At 66.7% G+C, this 22540-nt stretch carries 19 protein-coding genes; 10 read left to right on the top strand and 9 right to left on the bottom strand.

Annotated elements, in window-relative coordinates:
* Positions 1-64 precede the first annotated feature (64 nt).
* The gene (locus Q0627_RS07220; RefSeq protein ID WP_291013665.1) at positions 65-1456 is read left to right on the top strand and encodes an acyl-CoA synthetase; all 1392 of its coding nucleotides are present in this window, start codon (positions 65-67) and stop codon (positions 1454-1456) included.
* Between the two features lie 270 nt (positions 1457-1726).
* On the opposite strand, the gene Q0627_RS07215 is transcribed toward Q0627_RS07220, so the two are convergent.
* The 3 genes from Q0627_RS07215 to Q0627_RS07205 all read right to left on the bottom strand — a co-directional run bounded on the left by Q0627_RS07215 (position 1727) and on the right by Q0627_RS07205 (position 5980).
* A complete protein-coding gene (locus tag Q0627_RS07215) occupies positions 1727-3025 on the bottom strand; it encodes a TrpB-like pyridoxal phosphate-dependent enzyme (protein ID WP_291013668.1) in 1299 nt (432 codons plus the stop codon).
* Between the two features lie 201 nt (positions 3026-3226).
* Positions 3227-4423, bottom strand: a complete 1197-nt coding sequence (dinB, locus tag Q0627_RS07210) for a DNA polymerase IV (RefSeq protein ID WP_291013670.1) — start codon at positions 4421-4423, stop codon at positions 3227-3229.
* 387 nt (positions 4424-4810) lie between these two features.
* A complete protein-coding gene (locus Q0627_RS07205) occupies positions 4811-5980 on the bottom strand; it encodes a MalY/PatB family protein (protein ID WP_298808742.1) in 1170 nt (389 codons plus the stop codon).
* 169 nt (positions 5981-6149) lie between these two features.
* Here Q0627_RS07205 and Q0627_RS07200 point away from each other — a divergent pair, with 169 nt between their 5' ends.
* Both Q0627_RS07200 and Q0627_RS07195 read left to right on the top strand, forming a co-directional pair.
* Positions 6150-6947, top strand: a complete 798-nt coding sequence (locus Q0627_RS07200; protein WP_291013676.1) for an LLM class F420-dependent oxidoreductase — start codon at positions 6150-6152, stop codon at positions 6945-6947.
* 63 nt (positions 6948-7010) lie between these two features.
* Positions 7011-9017 (top strand): TPM domain-containing protein, encoded by a 2007-nt coding sequence (locus tag Q0627_RS07195; RefSeq protein WP_291013678.1) that lies wholly within the window; start codon positions 7011-7013, stop codon positions 9015-9017.
* An 88-nt stretch (positions 9018-9105) separates the two neighbouring features.
* On the opposite strand, the gene Q0627_RS07190 is transcribed toward Q0627_RS07195, so the two are convergent.
* The 3 genes from Q0627_RS07190 to Q0627_RS07180 form a co-directional block, all read right to left on the bottom strand.
* Positions 9106-10905, bottom strand: a complete 1800-nt coding sequence (locus Q0627_RS07190) for an ATP-binding protein (protein WP_291013680.1) — start codon at positions 10903-10905, stop codon at positions 9106-9108.
* Positions 10906-11054: 149 nt separating this feature from the next.
* Positions 11055-12398, bottom strand: coding sequence for an MGH1-like glycoside hydrolase domain-containing protein (locus Q0627_RS07185; protein WP_291013682.1), 1344 nt, complete (start codon positions 12396-12398; stop codon positions 11055-11057).
* Between the two features lie 50 nt (positions 12399-12448).
* Positions 12449-12853 (bottom strand): nuclear transport factor 2 family protein, encoded by a 405-nt coding sequence (locus Q0627_RS07180; protein WP_291013684.1) that lies wholly within the window; start codon positions 12851-12853, stop codon positions 12449-12451.
* 142 nt (positions 12854-12995) lie between these two features.
* Here Q0627_RS07180 and Q0627_RS07175 point away from each other — a divergent pair, with 142 nt between their 5' ends.
* From Q0627_RS07175 to Q0627_RS07155, 5 genes are read left to right on the top strand one after another with little or no spacing between them, the layout of a single operon-like run.
* Entirely contained in the window at positions 12996-14384 is a 1389-nt protein-coding gene (locus tag Q0627_RS07175) for a glycerophosphoryl diester phosphodiesterase membrane domain-containing protein (RefSeq protein WP_291013686.1), read from the top strand.
* Positions 14381-15055, top strand: a complete 675-nt coding sequence (locus Q0627_RS07170; RefSeq protein WP_291013688.1) for a DUF4129 domain-containing protein — start codon at positions 14381-14383, stop codon at positions 15053-15055. Before Q0627_RS07175 ends, Q0627_RS07170 begins: the two co-directional genes overlap by 4 nt.
* Positions 15052-16242 carry a DUF4350 domain-containing protein gene (locus Q0627_RS07165; protein WP_291013690.1) on the top strand — a complete coding sequence of 397 codons (1191 nt, stop codon included), beginning with the start codon at positions 15052-15054 and terminating at the stop codon, positions 16240-16242. The genes Q0627_RS07170 and Q0627_RS07165 overlap by 4 nt, the downstream gene beginning before the upstream one ends.
* Entirely contained in the window at positions 16239-17216 is a 978-nt protein-coding gene (locus Q0627_RS07160) for a MoxR family ATPase (RefSeq protein WP_291013692.1), read from the top strand. The genes Q0627_RS07165 and Q0627_RS07160 overlap by 4 nt, the downstream gene beginning before the upstream one ends.
* Complete coding sequence (locus Q0627_RS07155; protein WP_291013694.1) at positions 17216-18508, top strand: DUF58 domain-containing protein; 1293 nt, start codon at positions 17216-17218, stop codon at positions 18506-18508. Before Q0627_RS07160 ends, Q0627_RS07155 begins: the two co-directional genes overlap by 1 nt.
* Here Q0627_RS07155 and Q0627_RS07150 read toward each other — a convergent pair whose 3' ends face one another.
* Positions 18509-19273 (bottom strand): 5-oxoprolinase subunit PxpA, encoded by a 765-nt coding sequence (locus Q0627_RS07150; RefSeq protein WP_291013696.1) that lies wholly within the window; start codon positions 19271-19273, stop codon positions 18509-18511. It abuts the gene before it with no gap.
* Positions 19274-19301: 28 nt separating this feature from the next.
* Entirely contained in the window at positions 19302-20294 is a 993-nt protein-coding gene (locus tag Q0627_RS07145) for a stage II sporulation protein M (RefSeq protein WP_291013698.1), read from the bottom strand.
* A 78-nt stretch (positions 20295-20372) separates the two neighbouring features.
* On the opposite strand from Q0627_RS07145, the gene Q0627_RS07140 reads away from it, so the two are divergent.
* Both Q0627_RS07140 and Q0627_RS07135 read left to right on the top strand, forming a co-directional pair.
* Positions 20373-21191: an RDD family protein gene (locus Q0627_RS07140; RefSeq protein WP_291013700.1), complete on the top strand. Its 819-nt coding sequence runs from the start codon at positions 20373-20375 to the stop codon at positions 21189-21191.
* Between the two features lie 94 nt (positions 21192-21285).
* Positions 21286-22344: an isopenicillin N synthase family oxygenase gene (locus Q0627_RS07135; protein WP_291013702.1), complete on the top strand. Its 1059-nt coding sequence runs from the start codon at positions 21286-21288 to the stop codon at positions 22342-22344.
* Positions 22345-22427: 83 nt separating this feature from the next.
* Here Q0627_RS07135 and Q0627_RS07130 read toward each other — a convergent pair.
* Positions 22428-22540: acyl-CoA dehydrogenase family protein (locus Q0627_RS07130; RefSeq protein ID WP_298808763.1), on the bottom strand; the 113-nt coding region annotated here is incomplete at its 5' end.

The raw sequence follows: 22540 nt of genomic DNA, 5'->3' as shown, positions 1-22540 counted from the left end.
CGTTTCCCCAGAGTTTTGCGAGCACGACACAGGCGGCTGCGCCGGGCGTGGCACAGTGAAGACCATGCTGTTGCCGTATCTGAACCCCGCCGCACCCGACGCCGCCGACGCCCTGCGCATCGGCGACGACAGTCTGTCGCGGGAGGACCTCGTCGGGGTGGCGACGGCCGTCGCCGAACGGATCGCCGGAGCTCGGGTTGTTGCGGTGCTGGCGCGGCCGACGAGCGAGACGGTGCTGGCGGTGCTCGGGGGGCTGATAGCCGGGGTCACCGTGGTGCCGGTGCCGCCGGATTCGGGGCCTCGGGAGATCGGGCACATCCTCTCCGACTCCGGCGCGCAGGGGTGGCTCGGGACGGCGCCCGACGGTGCCACCTTGCCGGTGGTTCCGGTACGGCGGTACGCCAAGTCGTGGCATCGGCATCCCGAGCCGCCCGCCGATCACGCCGCGTTCATCCTGTACACCTCGGGAACGACGGGACTACCCAAGGGCGTACCGATCACCCGGCGCGCCATCGCCGCCGGACTCGACGCCCTCGCCGATGCCTGGCAGTGGACTACCGATGATGTTCTGGCACAAGGTCTTCCGTTGTTCCATGTGCACGGGCTGATCCTCGGGATCCTGGGGCCGCTGCGCCGGGGCAGCTCGGTGATCCACACCGGTTCCCCCACGCCTTCTCTATACGCCGGTGCCGCCGCTCGCGGTGCGACGATGTTCTTCGGGGTGCCGACGGTATGGTCGCGGGTGGCCGCCGATACCGCTGCGGCACAGGCGTTGTCGTCGTCCCGGTTGCTGATCTCGGGGAGCGCGCCGCTTCCGGTACCCACCTTCGACGCTATCCGGTCGCTGACCGGACACCAGATAGTCGAACGCTACGGTATGACCGAAACACTCATCACCGTCAGCACCCGCTCCGACGGTGAACGACGGCCCGGCTGGGTGGGGTTGCCGCTGACCGGTGTCGAAACGCGGTTGCGGGAAGGGGAATCCGACGTTCCGCACGACGGTGAATCCGTCGGGGATCTGCTGGTGCGGGGGCCAATGGTCGGTACTCGGTATCTGAACCGGCCGGAGGCGACCGCCGAATCGTGGATCGGGGACGGGTGGTTCGCCACCGGCGACGTCGCGGTGATCGACGGTTCCGGGATGCACCGGATCGTCGGGCGGCGATCCACCGACCTCATCAAATCCGGAGGCTTCCGCATCGGGGCCGGGGAGATCGAAACCGTTCTCCTCGGGCATGATTCGGTGCGCGAGGTGGCCGTGATCGGGGTTCCGGACGATGACCTCGGGCAGCGGATCGTCGCGTATGTTGTCGGGGACAGGGTCGAGGAGTCCGTGCTCATCGACCTGGTCGCGTCGCAGCTGTCACATCACAAGCGGCCCAGGGAGATCCGGTATATCGATGCGTTGCCGCGCAACGCGATGGGCAAGGTGCAGAAGAAGCTGCTCGAGTAGGACGTCCGAGGTGATTGGGTCATGTGCTCGTCTCGCCGGACCCTTCGTGACCCTCGCTCGTACCTCGCTTCGGCCTCAGGGATCAAGATGTCTGGCCGCGTCGGCAACACTGCGCGGCGGAGTGGTGGTGCGGTCACCGTTCGCGCTCCCACTCGTCAAGATGTCTGGCCGCGTCGGCAACACTGCGCGGGCCGCTGTGTTGACGGGAACATTCACCGTCGCCGATCAAGATGTCTGGCCGCGTCGGCAACGGTGTCCTAGCCGACTCGATCAGAACTTGCCGTCCAGGAATTCGGCGTAGGCGGGTAAGTCGAGTTGACCGTGGCCGGAGAGGCCGATCACTACCACCTCTTCTTTGTCGCTGTTGGCGACGTGTCTTGCGCAGGCGGCGATGGCGTGGGTCGACTCCGGGGCGGGGACGATGCCCTGGGTACGGGCGAACTGCACACCGGCGCTGAACGCGTCGTGCTGGGTGATCGCGACACCCTGTACCAGGCCGAGTTCGACGGTGTGGCTGAGGGCGGGTGCCATGCCGTGGTAGCGCAGGCCGCCGGCGTGGATCGGGTCGGGCACGAAATCCATTCCGAGCGTGTGCATCTTGAGCAGCGGGGTGAGGCCGGCGACGTCGCCGTGGTCGTAGCGGTATTCGCCCTCGGTGATCGACGGGCATGCCGAGGGTTCGGCGGCCACGATCTTCGCGTTGCCGCGGCCATGGAGCTTCTCCCGCAGGAACGGGAACGACAGCCCGGCCAGGTTGGAACCGCCACCGGCACAACCGAACACGACGTCGGCGCCGGCCTCCACCTGCGCGAGCTGCACCACGGCCTCCTGGCCGATCACACTCTGGTGCAGCACAACATGATTGAGCACAGAGCCCAGCGCGTAGCGGGTGTCGGGGTTCTGCGCGGCCACCTCAACGGCCTCACTGACCGCCATCCCCAGGCTGCCGGTGGTGTTCGGGTCCTTGGCGAGCATCGCCCGGCCCGACTCGGTCAGATCCGACGGGCTCGGGTGCAGAGTGCCGCCGTAGGTGCGGATCAGGAAGCCGCGGTAGGGCTTCGAGTCGTACGAGGCCCGCACCTGCCACACCTCGATGTCGATGCCGAATTGGGCACCGGCGAATGCCAGCGCACTGCCCCACTGTCCGGCGCCGGTCTCGGTGGTAAGTCGCTTCACGCCGTCGATGCTGTTGTAGTAGGCCTGTGCCACAGCAGAATTGGTCTTGTGGCTGCCGACCGGGCTCACGCCCTCGTACTTGACGTAGATCCGCGCCTTGGTGTTGAGGGACCCCTCGAACCTGCGCGCCCGGATCAACGGCGATGGCCGCCACATCTTGTAGATCTCCCGCACCGGCTCCGGGATCTCGATGTACGGATCGGGCGAGACCTCCTGCGCGATCAGACCGGCCGGGAACAGCGCGGCCAGGTCGTCGGGACCGACCGGTTCTTTGGTGCCCGGATGCAGGTGCGGCGGGATCGGCTCATCGAGTTCGGCGGCCAGGTTGTACCAGTGTGTCGGCACCTGGGACGGGATCAGATCGGGGGTGATGGCGTCGTCTTGCACAGTCATGCAATCACCATAATGTGATGTGCGTCTCTAGGAATGACGACGGGTGCGGACATTGTCGTCTCGCCAGGTTTCGAGGCTCCTCGCCCTGGGGCTCGTCGCACATCAACCAGCGCGAATTGAGATGTCGCCAAATCGGTTGATCCGCAGTCATCGGAGCCCAGAGGTCCGTCCCACCTTGACCAGCAGAATTGGGGTGATCGGTCAGTCGGGGAGCATGGGGGCGTCGGCGCCGTGGTGATGGCCCACCAGCACCGCGCGGGTGACGGCGTCGCGGCCGAAGCGTTCGCGCAGGCTGTCCATCGTGGTGTCGAGTTCGGCACCGTGATCGGCGTCGAAAGGGAGGGTGAGTTGGACGGCGTCGGTGTCGTCGAGGTTGGTCAGGGAGACACCGACGAGCGTGCAGCCGCGGTCGGTGAGCAGCCCGGCCGCGTCGTCGAGCAGGGTTCGGGCGGTCGACATGATGACGTCGGTGCGGTCGGTCGGTTCCCATAGGGTGCGGGATCGGGTGGCGCGGCTGAAATCGTCGAACCTGATTCGTAACACCACTGTGCGGCAGAGTCTTTCGGCCTTGCGGAGACGTTTGCCGAGACCGTCGACGATCGCGATGACCGTGGTGTCGAGATCGGCCCGGGTTTTCGGACGCCGGCCCAGCGCGCGTTGGGCACCGATCGACCCACGACGCCTGCCCACCTCGACGCGACGTGGATCGACGCCCATCGACAACGCGAACAGATGCCGGCCCGCTCCCCTCCCGAGCAATGAGCACAGTCGCGATTCGCCCAGTGCCGCAAGATCACCGACTGTCGATATCCCGGCGTCGGCGAGTCTGCGTTCGGTGACCGCGCCGACGCCCCACAGTCGGCGTACCGGCAGCGGATGCAGGAACGCGAGTTCGGTGCCGGGGGCGACGATCCGCAGGCCGTCGGGTTTGCAGGCCGCACTGGCCACCTTCGCCAGGAACTTGGACCGTGCACCGCCGACCGAGATCGGCAACCCGACCTCGTCGCGGACCCGCTCGCGCAGCCTGCGGGCGATATCCTCGGGGTCGCCGGCGATCATGCGCAGGCCGCTGACGTCGAGAAATGCCTCATCGACGGAGATGCCCTCGACGATCGGAGTGGTGTCGCGGAAGATCTCGAACACGGCTTTGCTTGCCTCGGAATACGCCTCAAACCTGGGCCGGACGACGACAGCGCGCGGGCAAAGTGCGCGGGCCTCGTGGCCGGGCATCGGTGTGCGGACGCCGAACGCCTTGGCCTCGTAGCTGGCCGCGAGCACCACCCCGCCCCCGACAATCACCGGCCTGCCCCGCAATACCGGGTTGTCGCGCTGTTCCACCGACGCATAGAACGAGTCGAGGTCAGCATGCAGGATCGTCGCCGCGGGGATTCCGGTCATAGAACATATGTTCGCATATGGTTACGTCATGTGGCCAGGTCACCGGACCCTTCGAGACGCTCGCTCCTTCGTCGCATCGCCCTCAGGGATCAAGAAGGTTGCCGCGTCGCATGAGTGCCGCATCACCCTCAGGGATCAAGAAGGTTGCCGCGTCGCATGAGTGTCGCATCGCCCTCAGGGATCAAGAAGGTTGCCGCATCGTATGAGTGTCGCATCACCCTCGGGGATCAAGAAGGTTGCCGCACCAAAACGACATCCACCACGACGGCCTCATCAATCAAGCAACAGACGCGACCAGACATCTTGATCCCTGAGGCCGAAGCGACGTAGGAGCGAGGGTCGCGAAGGGTCAGGCGAGGCTAGCGCATGACGTCACCACCTCATCACTCACCCAGTGGCATCGACGACGCCGGCTATGCGGTCGATGGCCTCGGCGAGGACCTCCGGGGAGCAGGCAGCGTTGAGGCGGGCGAAACCCGTTCCCTGCGTGCCGAATGCGGGACCGTAGTGCAGGGCGACGCGGCCGTGTTCGAGGATCGGCACGCCCGGGTTGTCGCCGAGGCCGGTGGATCGGAAGTCGAGCCAGGCCAGGTACGACGCGGCGGGGCGTCGCATCGTGACGGAGGGAATCTTTTGGGCCAGTTCGGTTTCCAGGAGTGTCAGATTGGCCTTGATGAGCTCGAGGGCGTAGTTCAGCCAGGGGTCGCCGTATTCGAAGGCGGCTTCGGTGGCGGCCCTGCCGAAGATGCTGGTGCGGAAACCGACCTCCTCGGGTTGGCGGTCGAGAAGGGTGCCGATGCGGTCGCTCGCCGAGACGGTGAGCGCGCACTTGGCGCCCGCGATGTTGAAACCCTTACTCGCCGAATGCGCGGCGACACCCACCTCACGGGCGGCGTCACTCACCGACAGGAACGGGGTGAACGTACCCGGATCGTGGACGAGTGGGGCGTGGATCTCGTCGCTGATCACGAACGCGCCGTACTGGGCGGCCAGGTCGGCGATGCGGGACAGTTCGTCGGCGGTGTGCACGCGGCCGACCGGATTGTGCGGGCTGCACAGCAGCAATGCCTTCGCACCGTCGGCGAAAGCCTGCCCGATGCCGTCGAGGTCGAGGCGGTAGCCGGGGTCGTCGCGGGTCAGGGGTGCGTCGACGACCCGGCCACCCGCCTCGGGGATCATGTCGAAGAACGGTGGATAGACGGGTGGGTTGATGATCACCGTGTCACCCGGTTCGATCAGCACCCGCAATGCCTCGACGATGACGACGCTGACGTCGGTGGTCAGGCGCACCCCGGCCGGGTCGGGTCGCCAGGCCCAGCGGCGTTGCGCGAATCCCGAGAACACCTCGCCCACCCGGCCGGGGCTGCCCGCGTACCCGATGTCGGAGGTGCGCACCTGCCTGGTGATGGCGTCGGCGACCACATCGGCGATGGTGAAGTCCATTTCGGCGACGAACAGCGGGAGGACGTCGTCGGGGTAGGTGCTCCATTTCTCGCTGGTGCGGCGGCGCAGGTCGTCGAGGGAGGGTGCTGTCGGGGTGGATGGAAGTGTCACCATCCCTTGATACTCCGGGGTGGATCGAAGGTGGTGGTTTCGCCATGTGCCTCGGGTCGCCGGACCCTTCGAGACGCTCGCTCGTCCCTCGCTTCGCCCTCAGGGATCAAGTAGGGATACCGGACCACACCTCAAGCAACGAAGGGGGCCCGTTGGTGCTAGGACTGGACGCATGACACTTGAGTCTCGTGGGTTTCCTGTCCGCATCGGCGTGCAACTGCAGCCGCAACACGCGCCCGACTATGCGCTGATCCGGGATGCGGTGCGCCGCGCCGAGGATCTGGGCGCCGACATCGCGTTCAACTGGGATCACTTCTATCCGCTGTACGGCGGTCGGGACGGTGCGCACTTCGAATGCTGGACGATGCTCGGCGCGTGGGCCGAACAGACGTCGCGGATCGAGATCGGCGCGCTGGTGACCTGCAACTCGTACCGCAACCCGGAACTGGTCGCCGACATGGCCCGCACCGTCGATCACATCAGCGGCGGCCGGCTGATCCTGGGCATCGGGTCGGGCTGGTTTCAGCGGGACTACGACGAGTACGGCTACGAGTTCGGTACCGCCGGATCGCGGCTGAACGACCTGGGTGCGGCGCTGCCCCGCATCGACGCGCGGCTGGCGAAGCTGAACCCGGCACCCACCCGCGACATCCCGATCCTGATCGGCGGTGGCGGTGAGAAGAAGACACTGCGACATGTGGCCGGGCACGCCGACCTGTGGCACAGCTTCGCCGACAAGGACTCCTACCCGCGCAAGGCCGAGATTCTCGCGGCCCACTGCGCCGACGTCGGCCGCGACCCCGCGAACATCGAACACTCGGCAGCGATCAAGCACGGGGCGTCCGCCGACGACGCGGTCCGGCAGGCGCAGGAGCTGGCAGAACTGGGCCTGTCGGTGATCACCATCGGCATCGGTGGTCCCGACTACGATCTCTCCGCACTTGAGGCGCTGTGCCGCTGGAGGGGGTGAAACACGGTCCCGGGACCTGCGACCTGTCGTACGTTCGCGCCGACGACCACTACTGTTTAAGGCATGCGTTCTCCCGTCCTCCGTGTGACCGCTCTGGGCCTGACCACACTCGCGTTCGTGGTCGCAGTCGTCTCGGCGCTCGCCATGCTGCTGGCCGGCCCCGCTCAGGCCGAACCGCCGTCACGGCTGCCCAACCAGGTGTACGACCCGGCGGACGTGCTCAACACCGCGCAGGCCGAACAGCTTCAGAACGCGATCGACAAACTGCAGGAAGACCACGACGTCACCCTGTGGGTGGCCTACGTCAGCACCTTCGACGACCTGACCGCCGAAAAGTGGGCGCAGCAGACCATCATCAGCAGTGATCTCGGTTTCCGGGATGTGCTGCTGGCCGTGGCCACCGGGTCCCGGTCGTACTACTTCGACTCGCCCGAGGCGATCGACGACATCACCCGCGACGACCTCAAGTCCATCGCGAGCGACAAGATCGTGCCCGCGCTGCGCAAGGACGAGTGGTTGGGCGCCGGTATGGGTGCCGTCGACGGACTGGCCGGGACCGACCACAGCTCGAATGCCGGGACGATCGCCGGCGTCGTCGGTGGCGTGGCAGTGCTCGGCGGCGGCGCGCTGCTGTACTCGCGCAGGCAGCGACGCAAGCGAATCGACGACTGCCTCGACACCGTCCGCGAGCAGGAATTGACCGGCGGCCAGCTGGCGTCGCAGCCGCTCGACGTCCTCGACCCGTGGTCGCGCGAGGTGCTCACCGACACCGACAACGCCATCCGCACCAGCGAGGAGGAACTGCAGCTGGCGGTCAGCGAGTTCGGGGTCGCCGAGACCGAACCGTTCACCCGCGCGCTGGAAGCCGCCAAGAAGGGGGTCGCGGCATCGTTCGCGCTGCGTCAGCGTCTCGACGACGACATCCCCGAAACCGACTCCGAACGCCGGTCGATGCTGGTCCAGATCATCACCACCTGCACCGACGTCGACAATGATCTCGACGCGCAGGTCGAGGAGTTCGACGCGATGCGCAACCTCCTCATCAACGCCGACACCCGGCTCGCCGAACTCACGCAAGAACTGGTCGCCCTGCGCACCCGGCTGCCTGGCGCGCGCTCCAAACTCGACGAGCTGATCGGCAAACACGGTGCGGCCACGCTCGCGTCGATCGCCGACAACCCGGACCTGGCCGAGCAGCAGATCACCTTCGCCGAATCCAGTGGCGACCAGGGCCGCGAAGCACTCGAACTCCCCGTCGGCGAACAGGGGCAGGCGGTGGCCGCGATCCGTTCCGCCGAAGGTGCGATCACGCAGGCATCGACACTTCTCGACGCCATCGACCGCGCCGAGGAGAACCTGCGGGTCGCGCGCGTCCGGATGCCCGCACTGATCGAGGAGGTGCGCGACGAACTCACCGAGGCCGACGCGCTGATCGCCGACGGGGGCCCCGAGCTGGCCGCCGCCGCGTCGATCGCCCGCGACGCCCTCGGCCGCGCCGAAAACGACTTCGCCGCCGATCCGCTCGGCACCTTCACCGCACTCGTCGACGCCGACGCCGACCTCGACGATGCCCTGGCCACCGCCCGATCGGCCGCCGCCGAACGCACCCGCCGCACCGAACTGCTCAACTCGTCACTGGCATCGGCGTCGGCCAAGGTGGACGCGGCCGCAGACTTCATCGGCACCCGGCGCGGCGCGGTGCAGGCCACCGCCCGGACCCGGCTGTCCGAATCGCAGCGCCTGCTGGCCGTCGCGAACGCCGACGCCGGTACCGACCCGATCACAGCCATCGACACCGCCCGGCGTGCGGGCAGCCTCGCCGACGACGCGCTGATGGCCGCCCAGGGTGATGTCGCGCAATGGTCGTCGAGTCAGGCCCCGCGAGGGTCGTCGGGCGGGTCGACAACCGGTGCCGTCCTCGCCGGCGTCCTCGTCGACAGCTTCCTGCGCGGCTCGATGCGCGGCGGCGGAGGTTTCGGCGGTGGCGGTTTCAGCAGCGGCGGACGCAGCCCGGGTTCGTTCGGCGGATCGCAGAGCTCGGGAAGGATCGGAGTCGGCGGACGCTTCTGATCGTGCAACTCTCAGAGATCGTCGGTACGGAAGGTCACCACCGGGTGCCCGCGATCCGATACTCCCCCCGCTTCGCTGCGAAGCGCACTCATTGGTCATCGTCCTTTTGAATAAGTGCATATGTCTGGCTTCTGCTGTGCTGCGGTCGTGTTCGAACTACTTCGCCGCGATCCTGTAGTGTGCGCAGCCGGCGAAGGACCGCATGGTAGTCCATCGCCAGTGCCTCCCCGATCTGCCGGGCCGTGGTATACCCGGAGCGAATCGCCTGTTTTATGGCATCATGATCCGCAGCGATTCCACTTCTACGCGGGCCAATTCTCGGCGACTCTGGCTCCGTGCGGGGAACGGATATTGACGATACTGTCTCCGTACTCTGGGCGTTGAGGTGTTCTCTGATTCCCGGTGCCAGGCGGTAACTCGCATACCTCCGCCCTCCGGACGGCAGCGCGACATTCCGCTCAACCAGATCACGCAGTGCATTCCCAGCGGAGATGCGATCGATGCCCCATGCCTGGAGCATCGCGTTGGTGACCCGCCCGGTGGAGTTCATGATCGCCAGCGCCAGGTGCTGGACATCGGTCAGATCGTTGATCCCCAGTGATCCGATCCAGTCGATGACTTCCACCGACAGCAGAGCATGCTGAGGCACTGTGACGCTGACGCGACCGGGTTGGACATCGAATGCGGGTGGGCTCATGCCGGCCTGCCGCAGACTTCGAACCACTCTCGGCAGGCCCGACCCTCGGTTCTCGCTGACCACATGACCGGGCTCATCCACGAGTTCAACGTCGGCGAGCAGCTGCGCGAGTGTCGCATTGCGAGACGACGACACTTGTTCGGCCGTACCGAGATCCTCGACTCGGACGGCACCGTAGATGCCTCCCGGACTCTTGATCACGAGTCGGCTGGGGAACAGCTCCACCTGAACTTGGGTGCCACGAGCTTCAGGACCGTAGTCCCTGTGCATCAATGCGTTGACGATCAGCTCACGGAAGACCTCAACGGGGTAGTCGTATCTGTCTTCGCGGCCGACACCCCGGACAACAGACGCAGAACGAACATTCCGCAACAGCGCCACGGTCGCATCCGCAACGATGTTCGGGATCGGTCCGGTAAGGCTGATATTGTCGAGAAAACGGGTTCCATCCGGAGTCGCCTCGCCCGTCGTATTTGACGGTAGGGCAACAAAACTCACGAACAATTGCGGGAAAAACTGCTGTGGGTAGACGCCGAGGCAGACAAGCCCGGCCAGCGTCGGACAAAGTATCCCATCATCGTTGACCGCCGCGCCCACTCGGATGAGCGCTTCGTCGGGGGCGAGCCCTGCAAAGCTGCGCGGTGAACGTCGTCGAAGACGGGTGACCAACGCGGCAACGAGGTCCGGGTCAAGGTCGGACATCGTTGCCCGCGGAACAGGTTCGGCGTCGAAGACGGGTTGCGTCCGGTTGGAGAGCAACTGCGTGACCTCGTAGTGGGTAAGATGCAGATCACTGTCACCTGTGCGAATGAACGAGCCTTGATATGCTCCCCGTGTCGCAATATGACAAGGCTTGTCGATCGGATCGATCTCCGGGATATCGGCCCGCACGATGTGCCCACCCTCGAACTCTTCGATCTCGACCGGTACACGTAAGGCTGGCACCAAGGCTTCGGAACACGCCGTGACCAGGGCGTCGCGGATCGCCGTCGGACGGAATCCGGCGACGGGGATAAAGCCGGTGCCCTCATCGAGTCCGAGGAGCAGAGTGCCGCCACGACCGTTGGCGAACGCGCTCAAGGTCTCTGTTACGTTCTTCGGCAGTCCTCCGGCCGCGGCTTTGACTTCGATGTCCGTCGTCTCTGCGGCAGACGTCCGTAGTCTGGCAACCAGTGCCGCTGTGTCGCTCACCGCTGCGCTCCCGTCGGTTGCAACTCTAGCGTTAACTCTAGCGTTAACTCTAGCGTTAACTCTTGCACTAGCGAGAGTTACACCTCGGCGGTGCTACGCATCCCACTGGCCTGGCTCTTTCGGGAGCTTCTTGAATCGGCAAATCGAAGCTAATCGAGCCAGTCGAGAACCGAGGCGGCGGTCCAGCTTTGTTGCATGCTGCCGAGCGGTTCGCCGGTGAAAGGCTCGTAGTATTCGGCGAAGTGGCCGTCGGTGACCTGGCGGAGGCCTTCCGAACGTAGCCGGGAGGCCTTTTCGGGCCAGCCGCGGTGGGCGAAGACCCAACTGAACAGCCAGGTCATGACGGGCCAGACGGGGCCGCGCCAGTATTCGCGGGCGCGGAAGTCCGGGGAGATCGGCGAGGTGGACGGCGGTACGGCGAACCGCAGATCGGGGTGACCGCAGAAATGCGGGCCCTCGAACAACCGCAGGAGGGCGCGTTCGCGTTCGCGGGGCAGGCCGCCGCACAGCAGCGGCGCGAAGCAGGCGATGGTCTCGGTGTTGATCCACGTCCCGGCGCGGACATCGAAATCCCTTGCTGCACCGTTGCGTTCGTTGGTCGCGGAAACGACACCGGACCGGAAGCGATTGGCCCAGCCGCGGAGTTCGCGAACATCGGACAGCGGTTTGGCGTGATCTTCGCCGATGTCGGCGAGAACGTCGCAGGCGACGGCCAGGATGGCACTGACGAATACGTCCTCGACCGCGAAATCCATGACGTCGGAGAGGATCTCGTCGTCATAGTTGGCGCGTTTCATCTGCTCGACGAGCCAGATGTACCGGTCGTATTCGAGATCGGACGGGCGCATCGACACGTCGCCGCCCACATGATCGAGGTCGGCGCGTACGTACGGGGGAAGATCTTGTCCGGGAACGACATTGGCGTAGGAGGAGTCCCAGCGGGGCGAGTTGTCCATCCCCGATTCCCAGCCGTGGTAGATGGTCACGCGGCCGCGGCCGTGCGGGTCGCGGGCGGTGGCCAGCCAGCGATGCCAGCGCACCAGATCACCCCAGCGGCGGTCGATGAACTCATTCGCGATGCCGCGGGTGGTGCGGCCGTGGCGTCGGGCATGGTCGAGGATGCGGGCGACGGCGATGGCGTGCACGGGCGGCTGGGTGATGCCGGAGGTGTCCCGGCCCTGCGGGGCGCACGCGGCCAGCCGGGCGCATTCCCAGCGCGCGGGCCCGGGAAAGTAGCCGTCCCTGCCGTTCGCGAACACGATGTGCGGGATCATCCCGTTGGTCCATTGCGCCGACAGCAGGGTGTCCATCTCGGTGACGGCGCGCTCGACGGACAGCGGCGCCAGCCCGACCGTGACGAACGCGGCGTCCCAGCTCCACATGTGCGGATACAGCTTGGGTGCCGCGCTCGTCATCGTGCCCAGGTCGTTGCCGCGGAGCAGGTAGGCAGCTCGAGCCGAGAGTTGCGTCGGGGAGAATCCGTAGCGTGCCACAAATGGATTCTGCCTTGTGGCGGGGCCCTTCGCCGGTTGAGACGTTCTGCTCAGAGTTGTTTGAGGTCCGAGGGTTGCCAGACGGCTCGCATGGAGGTGATCTTGCCCTCGGCATCGAACACCATGATGTCGACGGGGGTGATCTCGAAGTTCATGCCGGCGGTGCCGGTGGTGAGCACGAACTCGAAGACTGCGGTGTCACCGGCGATCTTCTTCCAGTTCAGGACGGTGGTGCGGGTGTCCATGTTCGCGATGACGTTGTAGAACTCGACGATCTCGTCGCGGGTGGTGCGCACCGGGGTGCCGATGGGGTCCTCGACCGTGCCGTCGGCGGCGAAGAGGTCGGCGATCTGTTCGCCGGTGCCCGAGGCGACGAGTTCGACGTAGGCATCGACGGCCACTGCGATCTTGTCTTCCAGCGAATCCTGGGCGGGTGATTCTTGTTCGACGGTCATTCCTGCCTCCAAAACTAGAACGTGTTCTATTCGAGAAGTTACCATGCTCACCGGTGACCATGGCGTCGGTCGATCCGACGACAAACAACTCGGACACCATCTGTCTGTTTGGTACCGTCGCCGGACAGGAGGGATGACACACGTGACCAGCAATGATCCGATCGGGCAGGGTGGCGGCCAGTGGGTCGCGCCCGGTTCGGCCCCGGACGCGAACGTCGTGCCGCCCGCGGGCTGGTCCGCCGCACCTGATCAAGCCTCTGCGTATCCGGCGCCACCGCCGGCTCCCGGATATCCGTCGCCCGGCTACCCCGGACCCGGGTGGGGAAACCTCAATCCGATGCTGATGCACAAGCCGGGCATCGTGCCACTACGTCCGCTCGGCGCCGGCGACATCCTGTCGGTCACATTCGCCGCGATCCGGGGCGCTCCCCGCGTCTACTTCGGGCTGGTCTTGCTGATGCAGGTGGCGACCGTACTGCTGTGCGCGGTGATCGGTCTGGTCGTCGTTGCCATCGCATACGGTTCCGACTTCGAGAACTCCCTGGCCGAACTTCTCATCGCCGTCGGCGCGGGCGGGTTCGTGCTGGTGTCCAGCGCGGCGTCCGGGATATGCGCCGGCATCTTGGCGTATCCGCTGAACCAGCAGGCCGTGGGCCGCCGCCCCGGGATCGGCGAGACCTGGCGGATGACGCGGCGCCGCATTCCGGCGTTCCTCGGTGCGTTCTTCCTGATCGCGGTGGGGTCCGTCGCGCTGTTGGTGCCCGCGTTCGCGATGCTCGCGGGGGCGATCGCCGCGCAGACTCCCGCGTTGGCGATCGCCGCGGTCGTGGTGGCCCTTACGACACTGGTGCCGATGGTGTGGCTCGCCGTGCGGGTGTCACTGACGCTGCCCGCACTGTTCACCGAAAACCTCGGGCCGGTCGCGGCACTGCGCCGCTCGTGGACGCTGACCGACGGGTTGTTCTGGCGGACCCTGGGCAACCTGATGCTCATGTATGTGATCGTCACCGTGATCCAGTCGGTCATCCAGTTCGGTTTTCAGATGATCTCCGTCGCCGTGATCCTCGCCGACTCCGGTTCCGAGTCGACCGGCGCGATGCTGGCCTCGATGAGCATCTACCTGTTGGGAACGATCGTGGCCATCATCCTGACGCAACCGTTCATGGCCGTCGTCACCGCCGTGCTGCACCTGGATTCACGTACTCGCAAGGACGGTTTCGATCTGGATCTCGGGGAGGTCGCGGCCGAGGTGGCCGCCGGACAACACACCGGTGGCTGGCCTCCCCTGTCCCGACACTCCCGTCCGGGAGTTCCGTACGGGCAACCCCAAACGCCGTACGGACAGACCCAAGTGCCGTACGGACAGACCCAAATGCCGTACGGACAGACCCAAGTGCCGTACGGACAGACCCAAATGCCGTACGGACAGACCCAAATGCCGTACGGCCAAGCACCGTCTCCCTATGGACAGCCCCAGTACGGACAGCCCGGGCCGTACCCCGGCCAATACCCGCCCTACCAGCAGCCATGACCGTAGGCGTCATCGTCCTGGCCGCCGGACCGGATCCCGACAACGAGCAGGCGCGCCGCTGGCTGGTCGACGAACTCGGCAAAGCCCGCTATCGGGAGTCCAAACCCGGTCTGGTCGAACGTATCTCGGACTGGATATTTGACAAGATCGCGTCACTGACCGATGCGCTCGGTAATTCGTCGCCACATCTTCCGAATGTCGTGGTGGTGCTGGTGATTCTCGCGCTCATCGGCGGCATCGCCTACTCGATGAGATTCGTGCGCCGCACTCGCCGGGTCCGCGGCAGCACCGATCCGGGTGCGCTCGGCCCGGGCACGCTGAGCGCAGCCGAACTGCGCACGTTGGCCGGGCGGGCGCTGGCCGCCGGTGACCATGACGAGGTGGTGCACCTGGCCATGCGGGCCGTCGCCGCCCGGGCCCGCGAACGCACACTGGTACCCGGCGAGGCGACGATGACCGCCCACGAGGTGAGCTCCGCACTGGCCCGGTACTTTCCCGATCATGTCGCGGAAACATCTTGGTTGGCAGGTGTTTTCGATGCCGTCGTGTACGGATCGGCCCACGCAGCACCCGCCGACGCCCGCCGCGCGATCGCTCTGGAGAAGACTCTCGACCGCACCGCACCCCACAGACTCACCGCCGTCGCCGGCGTCACGGAGGCGGTGTCATGACCGCGCCGGCCGTGACGGTTCCGGCCTCGCCCACCAAACGGGGCCGACGATGGTGGTATCTCGGCGTCACAGTGCTGGTGGCGGTGGTCGTGGGTGCGGTCGTGCTCATCACAAGCAGGCAGTCCATCCACAACGGGTGGCTCGACCCCGGCAATCCGCGGCCGGAGGGTGCCGCCGCCCTCGCGGCGGTGATCGACTCCCACGGCGCCGACGTGCGGGTGATCCGCAGCGGTCGCGGCCTGGAGCGGGCAGGAGTCGACGCGAACACCACCGTGGTGGTGAGTAGCATCATCGATGTCGGTGACAAGTGGGCGCCACGCCTGCTCGCCGCGGTCCGGGAAGCGCATCGGCTGGTGCTGATCGACCCGACCAGCCCACAGCTGGGGTCGCTGAATCTTCCGGTGGGCACCACGCAGGCGACCGGTGTCCGGGATACGGTACCCGCCCGGTGTTCCACGGAATTCGTCTCCCCCACTGACACCGTCAGCGTCGCAAAGAACGGCTTTCGCCCGTTCCGGCTCGATTCCGCGGTCGAATGCTTCATCGACGGCGAGGCAGCCCAGCTGGTGGTGTTGCCCAGGTCCGCCGAGCACCCGGAGACGGTGGTGCTGACCGGTGATCTGCTGCGCAACGACACGATCACCCGCGTCGACAACGCCGGCGTGGCCATCCGTACGCTCGCCCCGACCGACAAGGTCGTCTGGTATGTACCCGACTGGACCGACACCCTCACCGACGGTTCAGATGTCAGTTCCGGCGACGACATCCCCGACGCCGTAAGACCTCTGGTGCTACTCGCCGGTTTCGGCCTGCTCGCAGCAATGCTGTGGCGGGGCAGGCGATTCGGCGCGCTGGTGACCGAACCGCTGCCGGTGGTGGTCAAATCCGACGAAACCACCCGCGCCCGCGGCCGGCTGTATCACCGCTCGCGCGCCATCACCCGGTCCGCTGCCGCCCTGCGCGTGCATACCCTCCAGAAGATCAGTGTCACAGTCGGTTTGCCGTACGATCCGCGTTCGGCCGGCCCGGTCGACGCCATCGTCGATGCCGCATCCGCCGCGTCGGGCTGGGATCCGAGTCAGATCCATCCACTGCTGGCCGGTCCGCTACCCGTCGACGACGACGGTCTGGTCCTGTTCGCCCGCGCCCTGTCCGACCTCGAGAAGGAAGTCCGTTTCACGCCATGACATCTGAATTCAGTCACCCCGGTGAACACGCGGCCCGCGCGGCGCTCGGCGCGGTGCGCGCCGAGGTCGCCAAAGCCGTTGTCGGACAGGATGCCGCGGTCGCCGGAATCCTGATCGCGCTGCTGTGCCGCGGCCATATCCTGCTCGAAGGTGTTCCAGGCGTTGCCAAGACGCTGCTTGTGCGGACCCTGGCGAATACCCTCGCCGTCGACACCAAGCGGGTTCAGTTCACCCCCGATCTGATGCCCGGCGACATCACCGGATCGCTCGTCTTCGATGCCGCCACATCGGAATTCACTTTCCGTGAGGGTCCGGTGTTCACCAATCTGCTGCTGGCCGACGAGATCAACCGCACCCCGCCGAAGACACAGGCGTCGTTGCTGGAGGCGATGGAGGAACGGCAGGTGTCGATCGACGGACGGCCCCGTCCACTGCCGAAGCCGTTCCTGGTGGCGGCCACCCAGAATCCCGTCGAGTACGAGGGCACCTATCCGCTGCCCGAGGCACAGTTGGACCGCTTCCTGCTCAAAGTGGTACTGCCGGTCCCGCCGCGCGACGACGAGATCAACATCCTGGCCCGGCACGCCGCCGGTTTCGATCCCCGGAATCTAAGTGCGGCAGGGCTTTCCGCGGTGGCCTCGGCGGCCGACATCGAGGTGGGCGCGGACGCCGTCCGACGGGTGGCCGTCGCCCCGGCGGTGCTGGCGTATATCGTCGACATCGCCCGCGCCACAAGAATTTCCCCGTCACTGTCGCTGGGAGTCAGCCCGCGTGGCGCGACGGCGCTGCTGTCGACGAGCCGGGCGTGGGCGTGGCTCAACGGTCGCGATTACGTCACCCCCGACGATGTGAAGGCGCTCGCGCAATCAACACTGGCGCACAGGCTTTCACTTCGGGCCGAAGCCGAACTGGAAGGTGTGTCGGTCGCGGCCGTGCTCGAGAGCGCCATCGGTTCCGTTCCCGTGCCACGCTGATGTTCATCACCGGACGGTTCTTCGGCCTGGTCCTGCTCGGGGCCGTGCCGGTCATCCTGTCGCCCTCGCATGCGACGGTGCTGTGGTGGATGCTCGTCGCGCTGATACTGCTGGTCGCCGACATCGTGGCGGCGGGCAAGCCGCTGGCGGTGGAGCTGACAAGGCTGCCCATCGCCCCGATCCGGCTCGGCGAGCAGACCACCTCGACACTGCTGGTGACCAATCCCGGACCCCGCCGATTCCGTGGCGCGCTGAAGGATTCGTGGCAGCCGTCGGCGGGAGCCGGTTCGCCAGTCCATCAGCTGGATGTGCCCGCGGGCGAGCGCCGCGCCGTCGTCACCACGCTGCATCCGACGCGCCGCGGTGACAGGCTAGCCATCCGGGTCACAGTGCGCCGCCCCGGATTGCTGGGGCTCGGTGGCCGGCAGCGGTCGGTCGCCGTCGGCGGCGGCGTCCGCGCCCTGCCGCCGTTCGGATCGCGTAAACACCTGCCGTCGCGGCTGGCCCGGCTGCGTCAGCTCGACGGCCGCTCGGCCGTCCGGATCCGCGGGCAGGGCACCGAATTCGACTCGCTGCGCGACTATGTCGAGGGAGACGACGTCCGCAGCATCGACTGGCGGGCCACCGCGCGGCGCCGGTCGACGGTGGTGCGCACGTGGCAGCCCGAACGCGACCGGCACATCGTCATGGTGCTCGACACCTCGCGTACGAGCGCGGCCCGCGTGGGCGATGCACCCCGGCTCGACGCATCGATGGACGCCGCGCTGCTGCTGGCCGCCCTCGCGTCCCACGCCGGTGACCGGGTGGACCTGATCGCCGGTGACCGGCGGGTGCGCCAACGCGTGATCAACGCGTCGCGGTCGACGCTCCTGAACGACCTGGTCAACGGGATGGCACCGCTGGAACCGGCTCTGCTGGAGGCTGATTGGCCGTTGTTGAGCGCCGAAGTGACCAAGATCAGCCGCCATCGGGCGCTGCTGGTGCTGTTGACGGCCCTGGAACCGGCGGCGATCGAGGAGTCGCTGCTGGCGCCGCTGTCGGTGCTCGCGCAACGCTACCGGGTGGTGATCGCCTCGGTCGCCGATCCCGCGATCACGGCGATGGTCGATCAGCGTGAGGATCTGCGGCAGGTGTACGACGCCGCAGCCGCAGTCCGCACCGGTCTGCTGCGTGAACGCACCGTCGCGGCCGTCGGGCGTCTGGGTGTCGACGTTGTGGCGGCTGATCCGGAGTCGCTGCCCGCGGCGCTGGCCGATCACTACCTGATGCTCAAGTCCCGCGGTCTGCTCTGATCAGGATCTCGCCGCGAACGGGCGCAGCGTCACACCGGCTTCGGTGAGCCGGTCCCGGACCACCGTCGCGATGTGCACGGCTCCGGGGCTGTCGCCGTGGACGCAGATCGAATCGGCCTCGATCGCCACCTCGCTGCCGTCGCGGGCCACCACCACACCGTCGCGGACGAGGGTGAGCATGCGTTCGGCGATGAGGTCCGGATCCTCGAGCACGGCGCCGGCCTCGCGCCGGGACACCAGCGCGCCGTTCGGCTCGTAGGCCCGGTCGGCGAACGCCTCCGGTACGGCCCGCAGACCGGCTGCCCTGATCTGGTCGACGATCGGTGAGGAGGCCAGACACACGAGCGCGAGATCGGGGTCGACGGCCTCGACCGCACCGATCACCGCGGCCGCCTGCTGCTCGTCGAATGCGATCGTATTGTACAGCGCCCCATGAGGTTTGACGTAGCTGACCTCGGTTCCGGCCACCCGGGCCAGCGCCTGCAGCGCACCGATCTGATAGATCACGTCCGCTTCGAGTTCGGCTGCCGACGGCGTCATCGGGCGGCGCCCGAAACCGACGAGATCGGGATAGGCGATGTGCGCGCCGACCGCCACCCCGAGTTTCGCGGCGGCACGGACCGTCGCCAGCACCGACACCGGGTCGCCGGCATGGAATCCGCACGCGACGTTCGCGCTGGTCACGATCGCGAGCATCGCGTCGTCGTCACCCATGCGCCAGGCACCGTAGTGTTCGCCGAGATCGCTGTTCAGGTCAATTTGCATGTGCCCCAGCTGCATGTACCCCAGCCTCCTACGCGACCGGCACCGAATAGCCGCGCTCGAACTCCTCAACATCGCCTGTCTCCGAAGCATTGTGCGCCCAGCGACCGGCCGTGAACACATACACCCAGAAGCCTGCCCAGACGACCACACCTATCCCGATGCGCGCCCACGTCGGCAGTCCCGACGGGGTGACGAATGCCTCGATGATGCCGCAGATCAGCAGCAGCACAACCAGACCCAGCGACACCCCGATCGCCGCACGGCCCTCCTCACCGAGGGCCTGTACCCGTGTCCGGTCCCCCGGTGACACCCACGCCCAGAACAGCCGCAAACCCACTCCGGCTGCCACGAACAGACACGTCAGCTCGAGCAGGCCGTGCGGGGTGATGAGGCCGAAGAACAAGTCGCCGCGCCCGTGGTTGATCATGATCGCCGCGACCACCGCCAGGTTGACGACGTTCAAATACAGCATGTATACGACCGGAAGGCCGAACACGCCGAGCGCGATACATGTTGCGGCGAGCCAGAAGTTGTTGGTCCACACCCGGAACGCGAACGACTGCGCCGCGTACTCGGAGTAGTAGTCCTCGAAGTCGTGGTTGACCATCTCCTCGATCTGCGCGGGCGAGGCCAGCGACGACTCGATGCTCGGATGTTCCAGCATCCACCACGTCATCACCACCGCTGCGACGGTGCTCGCCGCCATCACCCCGATCCACCACCAGCGCATCCGGTACATCGCCGCCGGAAACGACCGGGCGAGGAACCGGCCCAGATCCGACCACGACGCCGACCGCGTCCCGGCCGCGCGTGATCGGGCCCGCGCCAGCAACGCCGACAGGTATCCGACCAGTTCGGCGTCGGGGGTGGCCGAGCGGATCACCGACAGATGGGTGGCGACGCGCTGGTACAGGTCGATGAGCTCGTCGGCCTCTTCACCGGTGAGCCGTCGGTTGCGGGAGAGCGCGTCGAGCCGCTGCCAGGACGGCAGGTGCTCGGTCACATACGCGTCGAGATCCATGAGGCCAGGGTATGCCTCGGGGAGGGCTGTCGGTCGTTCACGCGACGGTCAATTCGCCACGCACTAGGCTCGATGGCTATGTACGGATCCGGAGTCCCAGCGGACGGGACCATCGGTGTGGGCGCCGACGATCTGGTGTCCGGGGAGGCCGTCGCGCTGGATCTGCCGCCGGCGAACATCGGGCTGCGGGTGCTGTCGGGTCTGATCGACATCGTCGCCGGGATGTCGTTATGGTTCGCGCTTCGTTACATCGGGACGGCGCTGGCCGGGGACACCGACGACGCGATGCTGATCGCGACCCTGACGGTGGCGACGATTCTGGCGATCGTGGCGTTCCCGACGGCGATCGAAACCGCGACCCGCGGCAAGACGCTCGGCCATCTGGCGCTGGGGCTGCGCACCGTCCGCGACGACGCCGGTCCGATCAGCTTTCGGCACGCGCTGACCCGGGCTCTGGTCGGCAGCGTGGAACTGTACAGCTGCATGGGTTTTCCGGCGCTAGTCGCCAGTGTGGTGAACAGAAAGGGCAAACGGCTCGGGGATCTGCTGGCCGGAACATATGTGATCCGGGACCGGTACAAGCTGCGGATGCCGCAGCCGGTGCCCATGCCGGGTTATCTGGAACCGTGGGCGCGTTCGGCCGATATCGCGACCCTGCCGCCACAGCTCACGCTGGCTATCCGGCAGTATTTCGCGCGACGGCTCAAGCTCACGCCGTCGTCGCGGGCGATCGTGCTGGACCGGCTGGTCGTCGAAACGTCCCGGTATGTGGCTCCGTTGCCGCCGCCGGGAACACCGGGCGAGTACCTGCTGGCGGCGGTCCTGGCCGAGCGTCGGCGCCGCGACACCGTACGGATCGGACGCGAGAATCGGCTGAGACAGCGGTTGCTGAGCTGAACCGCACGGGAAACACGGGTGTCACACGGCTGACTCGGGTGATCAACCGACGACGCACACAATGGAGAAGTCGCCCAGCCCCCGGAGGTTCCCCATGTCACAATCAGATTCCCGGCCGACGGAGTTCGTGGTCCCCGTCGTCGATATCTCCGCGTACGTCGGCGAGGGCAGCACCGATGAACGCGCAGCCGTCGCCAAGGCGATGGACAATGCTTGTGCCACAGTCGGATTCGTTCAGGTGGTCGGGCACGGCATTCCCGCCGGCATCTGGGACGGGCTCGGCGACGCCTCCGACGCCTTCTTCAACCAATCTCTCGCCGAGAAGAAGAAATACCTCGCCCCCGGCAATCGCGGCTACTCCCCACCCAAGAGCGAATCACTGTCGCTGAGCCTCGGCGTCGAATCGTCGTCCCGCATGAACGACTTCTTCGAGGCGTTCAACGTGGGCGCCGAAGCCCGGTCCTTTCCCGGCCTGGACCTGTCCGAGGACGACTACGGCCTCAACGTGTGGCCGGATCTCGACGCGTTCCAGGACCGCGTGGAGGCCTACTATGCCGAAGCGGCCCGCGTTGCCCACACGCTCACCGGCGTCTTCGCCGACGCCCTCGGCCTCGATCACGACTTCTTCGCAGCTCTCACCGACCACGCCATCGAAGTGCTGCGCATGAACAACTACGCCCTCCCCGAAGGCACCGTCACACTCGACGGCGACCTCACCGGCATGGGCGAACACACCGACTACGGCATCGTCACCGTGCTGTGGGCCGATCAGGTCGCCGGGCTGCAGGTACTCGGTACCGACGGTATCTGGCACGACGTCAGCCCCGTCGACGGCGCCCTGCTGATCAACCTCGGCGACCTCACCGCCCGCCTGACCAACGACCGCTGGATGTCGACGCTGCACCGGGTCAAACCGCCCATCGTCGACGGCACCATCAAGCGTCGCCGGTCCGTCGCCTTCTTCTGCGACGGCAACGTCGACGCCGTCATCGAAACCCTGCCCAGCCACCTCGACGCCGACGACGGCCTGGCCTACGAACCGATCCTCGTCCGCGACCACATCAAAGCCAAACTGGCCGGATCCAGGCAGGGCAAAGCCAATACCGCCGCAGTCCGCGAGGCCGCGAGAGTATTGGCCGCGCAATCGTCGTAGCAGAACAAAAACCGCCCCCGAGAGCGGAACTGACGCGTATATGCGTCTGATCCGTGCTCCGGGGCGGTTCTTGTTCCGAGGTATTACTTGAGCTCGGCGCTGGACTTGCCGAGCAGTCGGCGGGCGATGATGAGTTGCTGGATCTGCTGGGTGCCCTCGAAGATGTCGAGGATCTTGGCGTCGCGGGCCCACTTCT

Origin of the sequence: uncultured Gordonia sp. (assembly GCF_937858515.1) — a bacterium.
Classification (GTDB): Bacteria; Actinomycetota; Actinomycetes; order Mycobacteriales; family Mycobacteriaceae; genus Gordonia.
The sequence above is the reverse complement of the archived record's forward strand: the minus strand, read 5'-3'. Positions and strand labels throughout refer to the sequence as shown.